Origin of the sequence: Algoriella sp., from assembly GCF_036647415.1 — a bacterium.
Taxonomy (GTDB): domain Bacteria; phylum Bacteroidota; class Bacteroidia; order Flavobacteriales; family Weeksellaceae; genus Empedobacter.
On record NZ_JAVXKG010000012.1, the window covers coordinates 1 to 15590 of the forward strand.

The following is a 15590-nucleotide window of genomic DNA, read 5'->3' on the forward strand; positions in this document are numbered from 1 at the left end:
TAGCTCAGTTGGTAGAGCACAACACTTTTAATGTTGGGGTCCTGGGTTCGAGCCCCAGCCAGGTCACAAAAAGCTAAGCAGTAATGTTTAGCTTTTTTTATGCAAAAAATTGAGATTAATATGATAAATGTTGCGGTAAATAGCTGCGTCATTATTTTATATTAAAAACTTATCTCAGTTACTTTGCACAACCAATTATAAGTGATTATGAAGAAGAAGAAAACGGTTCTCTCTAAATTAATGAAAGTACTTAAAATTACTGGATTTTCTTTGGGTGGAATTGCATTGGTATTATATGTTTCACCTTATTTTTTTAAGGATCAAATAAATGATGGAATAAAAGAAATAGCCAAAGATTACGTAAAGACTGAAATAGAATTTAAAGATTTAGATATTTCATTTTTCAATCATTTTCCGAAACTAACGGTAACACTTACCGACTCTTCAATCAAAGGTTCTGCACCATATCAAACAGAAAATCTGATTTCTGCTAAAGAAATTGCACTTGGTGTTGATGTAAAAACATTGTTTAGCCACAAAATTATTTTCAACGAATTATTTATCAAGAATGCGAATATCAATCTTAAAGTAGATAGTTTAGGAAAAAATAATTTTGATATTATGGTTCCTTCGGATGAAGTTAAAAAAGAAGAGGAATCGAGTGTAGGATTAGCTTTGAATGATTTTGAAATCTCAAATTCTAATTTTTTATACGACGATAAATCTTCGACAACTTATCTTAAATTGGATCAATTTGATTATGATGGATTGATAGATTTTACAAATAATCAATTGACATTAGATGCTGATACCGAAATAAAGAATGCGAATTTCAGTTTTGATAATCAAAAATATGTAAAAAATTTACCTTTGAAGGGTGAAATAAATTCTAAGATTGATCTGAATAATTTATCTTTTTATTTTATTGAAAATGATTTAGAATTGGGAAATTTTCCTTTTTCATTGAAAGGTTCATTATTAATGCTAAATGAAACCAAAATATTTGATTTAAAAATTTTTTCGGATAAAAATGATCTGAAATATATTCCAGTAATTATTCCAGAAGCTTATCAAGAATGGGCGAAGGACGTAGAAATGGAAGGTTCGTCAGAAATTCTTTTTACAATGAAAGGAATCATGAATGCTGCGACTAATCAAAATCCGGATATTCATATTGAAGCAAAAATTGAGGATGGATTATTAAATTATAAAAAATCATCAACACCGATAAAAAATATAAATCTTGTTTCGACAATAGATTTACAAGCTTTGGATCCTGATAAAATGCGAGTTAAAGTAGAAAATTTAGACTTTAAACTTTTAGATGGATCAACAAAAACGAATTTCACTTATTGGTCTGGGAAAACAATGTTTTCGGAAGGTGTAATTAAATCAACTATTGATTTAGAAGCCATGAAAAATGCAACGGGTTTTCGTCAATTTGATGCAAAAGGAATTCTTGATTTAGAAGGAAATTGGAAAGGTTCTATCGTTCAGAATACAAAAAATCCATTGCAAAAAATCCCAACATTTTATCTAAAAGCAAATCTTGAAAACGGTTATTTCAAAATGAATGAAATGCCTGCGGCTTTGGATCATATTAATTTGGATATGGAAATGACGAATAAAGATGGAAATCTAAAAAATACATCGATTTTAATTCGTCAAATAGATGCAAAAGCCTTAGATAATTTTATTTTAGGAAAATTAGAAGTAAAAAATCTGAAAAATTTCCCGATTAATGCAGATTTTAAAGCAAAAATAAAATTACAAGATATTTATAAAATTTATCCCATTCAGAATATTGACATGCGTGGAGATTTGTTTGTGCAAATGAAAGCAAATGGTACATACGAACCGAAACGTAAAAAAGTACCTGTGAGTAATTCTGTTGTTATTTTGCGAAATGGATACATCCGATTGAAAGATTATTCGGATTTACCGTTAGAAAATATTACGGTTGAAACGCGTATAAAATCGGGTAGAGGATCTTTTAATGATTTATCAATAGATATTTTGCCAATTCAATTTACGATGGCAGGAAAGCCTTTTATGGTAAATGCTAATCTTAAAAATTTGACTAATCTAGATTATCGAATTCATTCGAAAGGAGAATTAAATTTAGCAGATTTTTATAAATTATTTCCAATAGAAGGTTTAGATATTGATGGAATAATAGAAACAAATGTAGGCTTGAAAGGGAATAATGGAGCTGCTTTGGAGAGTTTACAAAATCGTGGTTATGTAAAAATTCAGAACATTAAAATTAATACAAAATTTTTCCCAAGTAAATTTGTCATCAAGCAAGGAGAATTCAAATTTGAAGGTGCTCGTTTGACTTTTAAAGATGTAAAAGCACGTTATAAACGCAATGTTTTTGTATTTGATGGAGATGTTTCTAATTATATCAACTATGCGTTAAAGGAAAATGAGGTTTTAAAAGGAAATATAAATTTCACGACAAATCGCGTTAATATTGATGATTTTATGGCGTTTAATTCAGGAGAATCTTCGTCAAAATCAAGTGCTGCAGAAGGCGTTGTTTTATTGCCAACAAATGTGGAATTGAGTATAAAAGGAAAAGCAAAAGAAGTTTTATTTAAAGATATTATTCTTCAAGATTTTGATGGAGATTTGGCTTTAAACAAAGGTTTTTTAACGCTAAATCAAACTAAATTTGAGATGATTGGTTCACATTTTACAATGAACGGAACGTATAAGCCAATCAATGCCAGAAAAGCGAATTTTAGTTTTGATGTAAAAGGAAAAAATTTCGATATACAGCGCGCTTACAAAGAATTGACATTGTTCCGAGAAATGGCTAGTGCTGCGGAAAATGCGTACGGAAAAGTTTCTTTGGATTATAAATTGGCAGGAGATTTGGGTGCGGATATGTTTCCGAAAATGAAAACTATAAAAGGAGGAGGAGTTTTAACGCTGGAAGATATAAAATTCAAAGGGTTTAAATTGTTCAATTCTGTTGCAGAAAAAACCAATACAGATGCTTTGCATGATGCAAATGTGAAGAAAATTGATGTAAAAACTTCAATTGAAAATAATGTAATGAAGATAGAGCGTACCAAGTTTAAAATTGCAGGTTTTCGCCCACGTGTCGAAGGTCAAGTAACGTTAGATGGTTATATGAATGTCGGAATGCGACTTGGTTTGCCACCGTTCGGAATTATCGGTATTCCAATTAAAGTGACAGGGCCATCAGATACATTCGAGGTTGAAGTAGGAAAATATCAGAAAGAAGATTTGGACGAAAAAGATGATGATTTTACAGATTATCAAAAATCGTTAGAAGAAGAAAAATTGAAGCAAGAAGCTGTACAAGTCAAACAATAAATACAAAATCCTTCAGAATTTTCTGAAGGATTTTTTTGTTGAAAATATTCAAATTTTATTGCCAAACGCCAACTCCTGGTAAGTTGATATTGGTAACAAATTCTTTATGCCATTCTAATATTGGACCAATTTTAGCAACTTCTGGTTTTGTCCAATCTCTAAAAATTTCTGTGATAAATGCAACAAGCGTGTTAGGAACAACACCAGCTTGTATCATTCTTTTTATCGCCATTTTATTCGCTTCTATACTAATTCCGCCAATAGCATCTGTAATTGTCATCACATCAAAACCTTCGTTCAACGCTTCGATTGCAGGAAATGTCAAACAAATTTCAGTGTAAAGCCCTACCATTACCAATTTCTTTTTACCTGTAGCTTTTACTGCTGCAACAAAAACTTCGTCGTCCCAAGCATTCATTGTATTTCTGTCAATAATTTGTTGTCCCGTAGGAAGTTCTTCAGAAATTGTGCTCACAACAGGGTCATTAATTCCAATCCCAACACCAACGCTAGACATTACCGTAGGTATTTCCAATGCAGTTGCAAGTCTTGCCAATGCTTTTGTGTTATGTTCTATGTAATCTCTGTTTCCACTAGTTATAGAGGCTAACATCTGTGGTTGAAAATCTATAATAACTATAGCAATTTCTTTTAAATCCCAAATTCCAGGATTTGTTTTTCCGAATTCATTTTTCATTTTTGGTAATTTTAAGTGAATTAATTTTTGATGAAAATACAAAATAACTTGTTGGTTATCAATTATTATATAAATGAATTATTTTTTAGATGTATTTTTTCATTATAAATAGTGATTGTAATTCATCAATAAAAAGTCTAATTTTAAGATTCAAAATCAACCAATTCTGAAATTAATTTCTACAATAAAAAACACTTCGTGGTGGAAAATAGTACTTTTCCTCGTTTGGCTTTATTTCTTCGGATTAATGCTTCAAATCACGTTGCGTTATATTCCCATTTCGTCAGATGTTTCATTTTTAGCGATAAAACAAGATGAAGTTACGACAATTCCGAGTTATTTAACGATCTTCTACATTCACGTTTATTCGTCAATATTTACATTATTTTTTGGGATTGTACAATTTGTCAAAATAACCAATCAACAGGTCAAGAGAATTCATCGATTAATTGGTAAATTCTATTTTTATATTACCGTTTTTTTAGCTGCTCCGAGTGGAATTTACATTGGTTTTTATGCAAACGGAGAATTAATTGCTCAGTCAGCTTTTATAATTCTCGGTATTCTTTGGTGGGTTTTTACAGTAATTGCAGTTATCAAAATCAAACAAAAAAATATTAATTCGCACCGAAATTTTATGCTCAGAAGTTATGCGTTGGCGATTTCTGCGCTTACGTTACGTGCTTGGAAAGTTATTTTGGTTTATTTATTTCAGCCTGCGCCAATGGATGTTTATCAAATTATTGCGTGGTTGGGATTTATTCCCAATTTATTACTCGTAGAATATTATATTTATAAAACTAAACAATCTAAAATATGAAAAAATTAGCACTATTTATTTGTACAATTCTTATTGTTGCAAGTTGTAAAGACGACAAAAAAGAAGCCATTAAAAATAATGATTCTAATGATACGATTTCATCAATTCATATCGAGCCAACACAAGAAGATGTAGGGCTTTGGTCTGGAATTTTTGAGGCAGATTCTGTTGATTATGATAAAGGTGATAAATGGTCGAATCAAAATATAATTAGTGTCGTGATTCAGAAAATAAATAATGATAATACGGTTGAAGGTTATAGTGTTTCGGCTGGAAATATTCGGCCTTTTAAAGGAGATTTGGTAAAAGAAGGAAATTCGCGTTATGTGATGGCAAATGAACCTGGTGATCAGAAATATGATGGAACGTTTAAGTTTAATATTTCCGAAAATGAAGATTCTATTTACGGAACTTGGGTTTCGAAACGAAAAGATTTACCAGTACTTTCTCGAAAATTTAGTTTGAAAAAAACAACGTTTACCTATAATCCGAAAAATATCTTGGTTCAGCCAAAACATGGCATAGACGAAGAGTATACAGACGAATATGATAATGTAGATTGGGTAAACTCTAAAAAGAAAAAATACGAAGAGGCAGGAGATGGTGAAGAATATTTTATAGATGTACAACGTTCAGCTTCTAATGAGATTTATAAGATAAATGGTTCGACACAAAAGTTGACGGAAAAACAGCTAAAAAATTTACATAAGTTAGATTTAGAGATTATTCGTAATACGATTTATGCGCGTCATGGCTATTCGTTTGCGAATCGTGGAGCTCGTCAGTTTTTTGATAATGTAGATTGGTATGTACCATTGTATATAAATGTAGAGGATAAATTGTCGCCAACGGAGAAAGAAAATATTGCGTTACTAAAACGTTTCGAAAAATATGCAACTGATAATTATCAACAATACGGACGATAATATTGATTTAAAAACAGTTGATTTTTATTTTATAGATAAAACACATACAAAAAGTATTATTTTAAAATCATCATTTTGTTAATTAATGTGCAAAAAAAAAGCGTTTTTTATAAATATTTTTCACTAAAATTAAATTTTTCTAAAGTAATTGTTGATTAATTTAAATTAAATCAATTATATAGTGATTAAAAATAAATTTGTCGTAAATTTGCACCCATAATTTTCAAGGATGCAAAACATTAGAAATATTGCGATTATCGCACACGTTGACCACGGTAAAACGACGTTGGTTGATAAAATTCTTCACTCAACAAACGTTTTTAGAGAAAACCAAGAGTCAGGTGAATTAATCATGGATAACAACGATATCGAGCGTGAAAGAGGGATTACGATCTTCTCTAAAAATGCTTCGGTTATGTACAATGATGTAAAAATCAACGTTATTGATACTCCTGGCCACGCGGATTTTGGTGGTGAAGTTGAGCGTGTATTGAAAATGGCTGACGGTGTTATCTTATTAGTAGATGCTTTTGAGGGACCAATGCCTCAAACTCGTTTCGTATTAGGAAAAGCGTTAGAATTAGGTTTAAAACCATTAGTAGTAATTAATAAAGTAGATAAAGAAAACTGTCGCCCTGATGAGGTTTATGACAAAGTTTTTGAATTATTCTTCAACTTAGATGCTACAGAAGAGCAATTAGATTTTCCTGCATTCTACGGATCTTCTAAACAAGGTTGGTTTAATACAGAAAATGTACGTACAGAAAATATCTTACCATTAATGGATGGAATTTTAGAACACGTACCAGCTCCAGAAGCAAAAGAGGGATCATTACAAATGCAAATTACATCTTTAGATTATTCTAAATTCTTAGGACGTATTGCTGTAGGTAAAGTAACTCGTGGATCTGTAAAAGAAGGTGATTGGATTGCTTTAACTAAGCCAGACGGAACTTTCAAAAAACATAAAGTAAAAGAATTATATACATTTACAGGTTTAGGTAAAGTAAAAGCAACAGAAGTAAAAGCAGGTGATATCTGTGCTGTTGTTGGTATTGACGGTTTCCAAATTGGAGATACAATTGCTGATCCAGAAAATCCAGAAGCATTACCAGTAATGCATATTGATGAGCCTACAATGAACATGTCTTTCGGAATTAACAACTCACCATTCTTTGGTAAAGATGGTAAATTTGTTACTTCTCGTCACTTAGTAGACCGTTTAACAGACGAATTAGAGCGTAACTTAGCTTTACGTGTAGAGCCAACAGAAGATTCTAATACACAATTAGTTTACGGACGTGGTATCATGCACTTATCTGTATTGATTGAAACAATGCGTCGTGAAGGATATGAGTTAACAGTAGGACAACCACAAGTTATCTTCAAAGATATTGATGGTGTAAAATGTGAGCCATACGAAACATTAGTTATTGATGTTCCAGATGATTATTCTTCTAAAGCAATTGACTTAGTAACACAACGTAAAGGTGATTTATTGGTGATGGAAGCAAAAGAAGGTATGCAACATTTAGAGTTCGAGATTCCTTCTCGTGGTTTAATTGGTTTACGTTCTTTAATGTTAACTAGTACTGCAGGTGAAGCTGTAATGGCACACAATTTCTTAGCATACAAACCTTTCAAAGGTGCTATTGCTGGACGTTCTGCTGGAGTTATCATTTCTAAAGATCAAGGTACATCAACTCCTTATTCTATTGATAAATTACAAGATCGTGGTAAATTCTTTATTGCACCAGGAGAAGAAGTTTATGAAGGAATGGTTATTGGAGAACACTCTCGTAACAATGATTTAGTAGTAAACGTAGTAGAAGCGAAGAAATTGAATAACATTCGTGCAGCTGGTAAAGATGATTCATCTTCTATCGCTCCTAAAATCGAAATGACTTTAGAAGAATGTATGGAGTATATTCAAGGTGATGAGTGTATCGAAGTTACACCAAACTTTATTCGTCTACGTAAAATTCATTTAAAAGAGAATGATCGTAAACGTTTTGACAAAACTATGAGTTAATATTTTTTCTAAGAATATTATTACATTATAAATTAAAAGCCCGAACAATTTGTTCGGGCTTTTTTATGTTTCATATTTTGTAGTTACTGATATTGTATTTTTTTAATTATTAATAATGATTATAAATATTTTTATATATATTTGTTCACTTAAAATCAACCAATTAAAATTACAATGAAAAAGATCTACACTTTAGTAGGGATTAGTGCTATGCTATTCTCTATAAATTCGTATGCCCAAGTAGGTATAAGTACTAATACAGCTTTCACACCTAATCCTTATTCAATATTAGACGCAAACTCTAATTCAAAAGGAATTTTAATTCCACGAGTAACTCTAACCGATATTAATACATTAGCGCCAATATCAGGAACAGCATCTGCTCCCGAAGCATTAATGGTTTATAACACAGTAACTGCAGGTACATCTCCTAATAGAGTAACACCAGGTTTTTATTTTTGGTCAGGAGCTAAATGGACTCGCTTCTTGAATAATGATAATGAGGCTAAACCAATGGTATTTTATGCACCAAGTATTGCTTTGGATACAACTGTAGGAAATCATACAGTAGACTTATACCAAGAATATAGTAATCAATTTGGATCTCCTAAATTATCTTCAAATGTAGACACACCTTTGTCTACTTATACTGTTACTCAATTGGCATATTTCATTACTTACATTGATACAAAGGTTTTTACAAATGCAACTTTAGCTAATGACGGTAAATTAACTTATACAGTCCCTGCAAATCCAGATGTTACAGAGAAAACGTTTATCAACGTAGTATTTAAAGTTAGAAACTAATTCTATGAGAAAAATATATTTCTTTTTTCTACTTTGTCTAACATTATTTAGTACGAAGGGATTAGCAGCAGACTTTTATTGGACAGGGAATGGTGCTGATGATAATTATAATACAGTGAAAAACTGGGCCTTAGGGAGTATTTCTGGAGGTCAGCCAACTGTTGTTCCTGGAGCATCTGATAATGTTTATTTTACAGATGGAGCCACAAAATTTAATGTAAATTTTAATGCATCAAATATTGTATTTAATAATTTTACAGCAAGTTCTACGAACAATAATTATATTTTTAAGTTAACAGCTATTAATGGGGCTACTAAAACAATTACTGTAAATGGGATAATGGATTTATCTCAAAAAGCTAGTTTTTCTAGTAATTCTACTGGAAATATTAATAATATAGGTTCTTTGATTTTAAAAAAAGCTCCAGTTCTTAGTAATAATGATTTAGGTGTTTATGTTGTTTTTAATTCGGGAACGAATATCAAAGTGAGTAATAATTTTAGTGCAATGTCTATTATTGTTGATAATGGAACAGTATTAGATTTATCTAATCTATCAATTACTTTGAACAAGAGTACCAATGTAAATGAGGACACAGCAGGAATGTTGAAGATATTAAATAGTGCAAGTGGAATAAACTTAGCATCTACTATTTTAAATACTGAAACAGTATGGCTTTTAGATTTTGATTTAGCAAAATCTAATTTTACAAATTCTACAATTTATATTCATGGTGGAGGACATTCTTGGACTACTTTTAGTCACAATACAACTCTTACTACATACTATAGAGGGTTAATAGTAGAGAAACCAAATGTTAATTTACCAAATGTTATCATAGATAATATAAACAATTATACCAATAGAACTTGTACGATTATTAATAATAACAATTTAACAATTGGTAATCTAACAGTAAAAAATACAAGTGTTTATTTTGACACTAATAATTTAACCGTAAGTAATTTAACTTTAGATAAAGGATATGAGTATACTTTTTATGGAACTTCGACACAAACAGCACCAAGTACAAATCCTAACGTAAAAGTTACTAATTTTAATTTTAATCCAGCATCCTCTGGTACTACAAAGTTTAAATCTTATATTTCAGGCTCTAGTACTTTAGCTTATTTAGATATTCCAGTAGTTTCAAGTCCACCGTATAGTAATATGATTGCCAATGGTATTTATTCTAAAAATGTAGTAACCTTTACTAATTCAGTTTTAGAAAATCTAACCAAAAATATTAATGTGACAAGTGGTGTTGCTGTAGATTACTATTGGGGTGGTAAAAGTGATGGGAAAACTTGGACAGATTTAGGAAATTGGAGTTCTAGCGGTACAGGTCAATTACCAGTTGCTAATCTACCTACTTCAATTGATAATGTATTTTTTAATACAAATTCTACGATCTCTGGAAGAATAGATATTGATAGAGTGATAGATATTCATAATTTCACTGTATTACCAGATTTTATTGGGAAAAATTTTGAAATTTTTAGTTTAACAAATAATGCATTTACAATTCGCGGTTCTTTACAATTACAAGTAGGTGCCACATTAAGTATTCAGAATTTATATTTTGTACCTAAATCTACTAATATTAATTCTCCAGAGACAATAACATTAAATGATGGAGTTTTAAGAGGTTCAACTTCTAATGGAGATAGATTAGTTGTAACTGGAGGAGGTGCATTAAGTTTGAGAGGTTCAACATTTTCATATTACAATTTTACGGATGCGCTTGCCAATACATTTATTTTAGAGAACGGATCGTTAATATTTGATGTAGCTACTGCAAATTTCAACGCTTTTTCTGGAATTATTGAAAATGGTTCAAGTTTCAAAACAAATTTATATTTAAAAAACAGTATTATAAATACAAAATATTGGAGGTATAATAGTGTGAATACTACCAATCCGAGTGGTCAATTTACATTAGACGCAGCAACCAGTACAATAAATGTTTATCAAGCTTTTGTTGTGGCTGGAGATACTAATTATTATACGATTGATAATAAATTAAAATATAATAAAGTAGTATTAAAAGATTCTAATAGTGAAATATCTCAATTAATATATGGTGTTTTTGATGCTGCTTATTTAGAGTTAGAACCAAACGCCTATTTTAGGACTGAAGGAGCTGGAATATTTTCAACATCAACAAATCAAGTTAATATTAATGAGCTAAAAGTATATGCAGGAAATTTAATTTCTTTTGAAACGAACTATAGAATTAATATTATAGATAAGTATCAAACAATTAGTACAGGAAGTTGTCAATTGGTTACCATATTAGATGGGCAATTAAGCACGGTTAATTTTAAGGTTGCAGCAACAGTTAGAGATGAAACTAATACAGCAAATAAATTAACACTAAAAAATTATGATGTAAAAAATATTCAGTTCATAAAGGAATCGAATTATACATTAAATATTATTGGTAGTGCAGATGCTAAGACAGCAGGCTACACAAGTGTTACAAATGCAATACCTAATGATTTATATTTTATAGGTAGTACTGCAACGACAAATCAATGGCATAATTCTGTTAACTGGACATCAAATTCTAATGGTTCTGTAAGTTCTAGTTCTTGTGCTCCTACAAAGTTTGATAATGCACACTTCAAATCATATTCAAATTCAAAAGGAAATGAAGTTGCTATAAACAATGATGTTTACATTAATAATATCATTTTTGAGAATGATTCACCTGCAGGAATGTCTTTAAAAGGAAATGGTTCTAAAGATATTTATTTAGGCGGTTCTTTAGTTTTAAATAATAATGTGATTACAGGTTTCAATAGAGTTTTGGCAGCAGGTAAACAAACTGATGCTACTTATGATGGAACTGCAAGACATAAAATACAATTAAGAGGTACAGATTTGAAAATGCGAATTAATTTTCAAGATTTTGCGTATTATAAATTTGTTGATGATTATAAAAGTACAAATGAAGTTTTATATTTTATTGGATCTTCTGATCTTGATGCTTCAAATATTACAATGAATTTAGGAACTATTTCCGCTGCAACTGCAGCGCCAAAAGCTTCTGGTAAATTAAATATTAATAATTCTAATGTTAATATCACAGTAGGTTTTGATAGTCAATCCTCTGATTTTTTAGTTACTGCAGATAACGCAGTTATTAAAATGAGTTCAAATCAACCATTCATTACTTACAATAATTCAACAAATAGTACGACTGCATTTAGTACGGCTACTGTAGAATTTATTCGTAATACTGCCTCTACTAATGACATTACAGGACCTTTTAGTACTGCATTAGTTTTTAAAAGTATCACAACTCGTGGTATAACTTTTAATGTAAAAACAGATGTAACAACAAGTGTATTAAATTCTTTAAGTAACAAAATAAGTATTGCTGCAAGTAAAGAGTTAAAAGTAACACAACAGACAAATATAAGTGGAACTTCATGTGACGTTACACGTTCTGTAGTTTCTGCAACCGCAGGTACAAGAGCTAAATTTACAATAACTGGAGGAGCTACAAATTTTGATTATTTAACTGTAAAAGATATTGATGCAAATTCTAGTTATAAAGTTTTAGTTTTCGGAACTTATAGTACAAATGGAGGAAATAATACTAATTATGTTACTTTCTTAGATAAAACAACAGACGATTCTACTTATGGTTTTGGAGCAGTATATGCTTGTAGAGATATTACAGTAGATAAAATATTATCAGCTTCAGGTTTTTATCCAAACGCAGTAACAACTTACAAATGGTATAAATTGACAGGAGATAACGCCAATTTAACTACACCTATTGCTACAACGAGAGATATTGACTTGTCGTTGTACGGTTATGGAAGGTATAAATTAGAGATTAATTATGATCCTACTACTGTAGGGTCATGTGTTATTACAGATCAAATTAATATTAATCCAATACCAACAGCGCCAACAGAATTACAAGATGATAAATTCTGTAAAAATAAAGTAGCAACATTTGATGATATCAAGATACCAGGCTCAACATTGGTTTGGTACGATAGCGCTTCTTCTACAACACCTATATTAGGTACAGCACCTATTGTGAGCGGAACTACATATTATGTAGCACGTAAATATGATAGTGGAAGTGGAATGGACTGTGAATCTACTCAACGAGTAGCTTTAGTTTTAAAATTAGATGCATGTGGTGGAGTATACATTAATCCAGCATTAAGAATGAGAAGCTTCTAAAATAAAATTTTAATAATTTATATTACCATAAAAGGGATTGTTCATAAGAACAATCCCTTTTAAGTTTTAACTAAAAATAAAGCTTATTAGATTGATAGAATAATTGTCTTTAGTTTTTTTACTGCAAATACTAATTCGTCTTGACTTGCACCATATTCCAAAATAATTAATTCCTCTTTATATCTTGACAAGTTATAACCTTCCTCTACATCATTGTACCAAATAATCCAATTTTGATGTTTGGCAACAACCCAAAAATTTTCATGAATTACATCTTCACAAGTCCATGTTTCGGGAGAAATTCTAATTTTATTCCAAAAAACAAGTATTTCATCAGTCAAATCTTGCTCGGCTAAATAAAGCTCAAGCAAGAACTCTTTTTTAGGAAAAGGATTCCATTTATCCATATATTATTTACTTTTTACCAAAAGCCAGTTAGAGAAACGTTGTAGTTGATCAGAACCCGATTCAGTCCATTCAATCACATACCAATAACTTGTTGTTTCTACTACAAAACCATTTTGCATTCCGTTCCACGTAAAATTATTTGCCTCAGAACCTTCAAAAATTAATTTTCCAAAACGATCAAAAATAGTAAACTTCGGATTTATTTTATTTTTTAATTGCGAATAATCTAATACATCATTTTTACCATCACCATTAGGCGAAATAAAATTAAGCAATTTAATGACCGAAAATTCTTTCGAAACAGGTACACATCCCAAATTAGATTTTACATGAATAATATGATTGCCTAATGTAACATTTGTAAAAATATTTGAGGTTTGAAAATTTCCATTATCTAATGCATACAAATAAGGTGGCGTAGATCCCGAAGCAATTACAGTTACCGTAGAGCCTTGTATGTTGATAGATGTAATAATTGGATCTTCGGCAGCAATTACATTTACCTCTTGTGTATAAAAACAACCATCATATTCTAATTTTACATGATAAACACCAACAGGTACATTTTGTATAGTAGATGTTGTAGCACCATTACTCCACAAATACGAATCAAAACCAACACCAGCATCTAAAATTGTTGTCGCATTTTTACAAATTGTCACATCCTTTAAAATTGTAGATCGCTTTGGTTGCTTAAATTTAAAACTGATAGGAGCAATGTTATCACATAAACCACTTTGTTTAAATCGAATGTAAAAGGTTTTATCAGAATTAATTGTTTGAGTGAAATGAATAGAATTTACACTTTTTTTCGCATCATCCTCGTTGTTATAATAAGTTGGTAATCCATCAATATTCGTAATCAAAGTATTGATATAATCAGATAAATTAACTTCTTCTTTACCATCAATTTCTATATCGCATATTTCGACAGGTGTTATAATGTTATATTGACTTAAACCATTGTTGATAAATATTATTTCAATAATTGTTTCTTTACAGCTTCCTGGTTGTATGCGTATATAAACGCTTTTCGATGTTTCGGTAGATAAAAAAGAAACTTTATCTATTCCTGCAAAAATATTATCTTCAGCCTCTTTTTTAGTTTCAAAATATTTTATACTAAAGATAGAATAGTTAAAATCTTCAATAATATAATCTGTAAAATCGCTTAGAGATTCTTCAATTTTTCCATCTAAATCATTATCACAAACATTAAAAATGGTTTGGCTAATAACTGGATCGATTTGCATTTCGACGGTTAAATTTCCGTTTAATTTACAACCACTTATTTGTGTAATTTCCACTTCGTAATATCCAGCTTGGTCAACAGTTAATTTAGCATTGGTTTCGCCTAAAATTTCTACACCATCTTTATACCATTTGTAGCTTTGTGCATTTTTTGTTGTAGCATCAATAACATGAGTAGATCCCTGACATAGCCCTGTACCATTAGCAGTTAATAAATCATTTCCTAAACTTTTTGTAGCAACAAAACTACCAGCTTTCAAGAAAACTCCCGAATCATACAAACCATTTCCTTGATCGGCGATAACAATTTTTAAATGATATTTCTCGCCAGGAATTATAGCAGTTGTTGCTGTTAATACTTTTGTTTGACCATTAAAACCAATTGGCGAATTTGTAGGATTAAATTGACCAAAATATTGTGGATTAACAGGTGTACATTTTCCATCATTTCCATAAACTGTATTTACAGAAACTGGAGTTGATGTGTTAGGTAAAACAGCTAAGTTTTTATAAGAATCAGTACTTCCAGCTTTTTTTATTAAGAAAGCAAAACCATCTGTATAACCACAACTACCGAAGTCAGATTGTCTTAAATATTGTTCTGATGCAAACAGATAATCAAAACTAATGTGATTACTTTCTGACGAAATAAAATCAAATTCTAAGATTGTAGCATTAGTTGTTCTTGATACTCCTAAAGCATTTTCCAAATCATTATCTCCTTGCCATCCTGAGTTATCAGCACTATTTATTCCGTTATTTGGTCCAGGCGCGTCGTTTAGTTTTCCAGAAGAAAGTAAAATACCATTTTCTATTGGAAAAGAACTAGTTCCTTTATCAAAATATCCGTAACTTTTATCACCATCACCAAAATTCCAACCTTGTATTTTAATAGATCCATGGACAACTTCAATACAACTGGATCCTATAAAAATATCTTTCACCAATTTTTCTGCAGTATAATTAGGCTCTACTTTTATATATTGAGCAGATAAAAATTGAGCAGGAATGGTAAATAAAAAAAATAGTATAAATAACTTTAAAGTAAAGTTTGGTTTCATATATTTTTAATTAAATGAATAAAAAAGAGG

9 protein-coding genes and 1 tRNA gene are annotated in these 15590 nt (G+C 30.5%); 7 read left to right on the forward strand and 3 right to left on the reverse strand.

Annotated elements, in window-relative coordinates; genetic code table 11:
• Nucleotide 1 precedes the first annotated feature (1 nt).
• Nucleotides 2–63 (forward strand) — tRNA-Lys (locus RSC72_RS06825).
• Between the two features lie 144 nt (nucleotides 64–207).
• Complete coding sequence (locus RSC72_RS06830; RefSeq protein WP_332578457.1) at nucleotides 208–3348, forward strand: AsmA family protein; 3141 nt, start codon at nucleotides 208–210, stop codon at nucleotides 3346–3348.
• 55 nt (nucleotides 3349–3403) lie between these two features.
• On the opposite strand, the gene RSC72_RS06835 is transcribed toward RSC72_RS06830, so the two are convergent.
• Complete coding sequence (locus RSC72_RS06835; protein WP_332546102.1) at nucleotides 3404–4045, reverse strand: isochorismatase family protein; 642 nt, start codon at nucleotides 4043–4045, stop codon at nucleotides 3404–3406.
• Nucleotides 4046–4292: 247 nt separating this feature from the next.
• Here RSC72_RS06835 and RSC72_RS06840 point away from each other — a divergent pair, with 247 nt between their 5' ends.
• The 5 genes from RSC72_RS06840 to RSC72_RS06860 all read left to right on the forward strand — a co-directional run bounded on the left by RSC72_RS06840 (nucleotide 4293) and on the right by RSC72_RS06860 (nucleotide 12840).
• Nucleotides 4293–4865, forward strand: a complete 573-nt coding sequence (locus tag RSC72_RS06840; protein WP_332546101.1) for a DUF2306 domain-containing protein — start codon at nucleotides 4293–4295, stop codon at nucleotides 4863–4865.
• Nucleotides 4862–5791 carry a YARHG domain-containing protein gene (locus RSC72_RS06845; protein WP_332546099.1) on the forward strand — a complete coding sequence of 310 codons (930 nt, stop codon included), beginning with the start codon at nucleotides 4862–4864 and terminating at the stop codon, nucleotides 5789–5791. Before RSC72_RS06840 ends, RSC72_RS06845 begins: the two co-directional genes overlap by 4 nt.
• 229 nt (nucleotides 5792–6020) lie before the next feature.
• On the forward strand, nucleotides 6021–7823 hold the full coding sequence (gene typA, locus RSC72_RS06850; protein ID WP_332546097.1) for a translational GTPase TypA: 1803 nt from the start codon (nucleotides 6021–6023) through the stop codon (nucleotides 7821–7823).
• 174 nt (nucleotides 7824–7997) lie between these two features.
• Nucleotides 7998–8630: a hypothetical protein gene (locus RSC72_RS06855; RefSeq protein WP_332578458.1), complete on the forward strand. Its 633-nt coding sequence runs from the start codon at nucleotides 7998–8000 to the stop codon at nucleotides 8628–8630.
• A 4-nt stretch (nucleotides 8631–8634) separates the two neighbouring features.
• Nucleotides 8635–12840, forward strand: a complete 4206-nt coding sequence (locus RSC72_RS06860; protein ID WP_332578459.1) for a hypothetical protein — start codon at nucleotides 8635–8637, stop codon at nucleotides 12838–12840.
• A gap of 86 nt (nucleotides 12841–12926) precedes the next feature.
• Here RSC72_RS06860 and RSC72_RS06865 read toward each other — a convergent pair whose 3' ends face one another.
• Nucleotides 12927–13247, reverse strand: a complete 321-nt coding sequence (locus RSC72_RS06865; RefSeq protein ID WP_332546089.1) for a hypothetical protein — start codon at nucleotides 13245–13247, stop codon at nucleotides 12927–12929.
• Nucleotides 13248–13250: 3 nt separating this feature from the next.
• Nucleotides 13251–15560 (reverse strand): choice-of-anchor L domain-containing protein, encoded by a 2310-nt coding sequence (locus RSC72_RS06870; RefSeq protein WP_332566129.1) that lies wholly within the window; start codon nucleotides 15558–15560, stop codon nucleotides 13251–13253.
• Nucleotides 15561–15590: the final 30 nt, after the last annotated feature.

Coding starts and splice junctions, on each gene's coding strand:
- RSC72_RS06870 (WP_332566129.1), bottom strand. CDS start 15,560: ATGAAACCAAACTTTACTTTAAAGTTATTTATACTATTTTTTTTATTT.
- RSC72_RS06865 (WP_332546089.1), bottom strand. CDS start 13,247: ATGGATAAATGGAATCCTTTTCCTAAAAAAGAGTTCTTGCTTGAGCTT.
- RSC72_RS06830 (WP_332578457.1), top strand. CDS start 208: ATGAAGAAGAAGAAAACGGTTCTCTCTAAATTAATGAAAGTACTTAAA.
- typA (WP_332546097.1), top strand. CDS start 6,021: ATGCAAAACATTAGAAATATTGCGATTATCGCACACGTTGACCACGGT.
- RSC72_RS06860 (WP_332578459.1), top strand. CDS start 8,635: ATGAGAAAAATATATTTCTTTTTTCTACTTTGTCTAACATTATTTAGT.
- RSC72_RS06840 (WP_332546101.1), top strand. CDS start 4,293: ATGCTTCAAATCACGTTGCGTTATATTCCCATTTCGTCAGATGTTTCA.
- RSC72_RS06855 (WP_332578458.1), top strand. CDS start 7,998: ATGAAAAAGATCTACACTTTAGTAGGGATTAGTGCTATGCTATTCTCT.
- RSC72_RS06845 (WP_332546099.1), top strand. CDS start 4,862: ATGAAAAAATTAGCACTATTTATTTGTACAATTCTTATTGTTGCAAGT.
- RSC72_RS06835 (WP_332546102.1), bottom strand. CDS start 4,045: ATGAAAAATGAATTCGGAAAAACAAATCCTGGAATTTGGGATTTAAAA.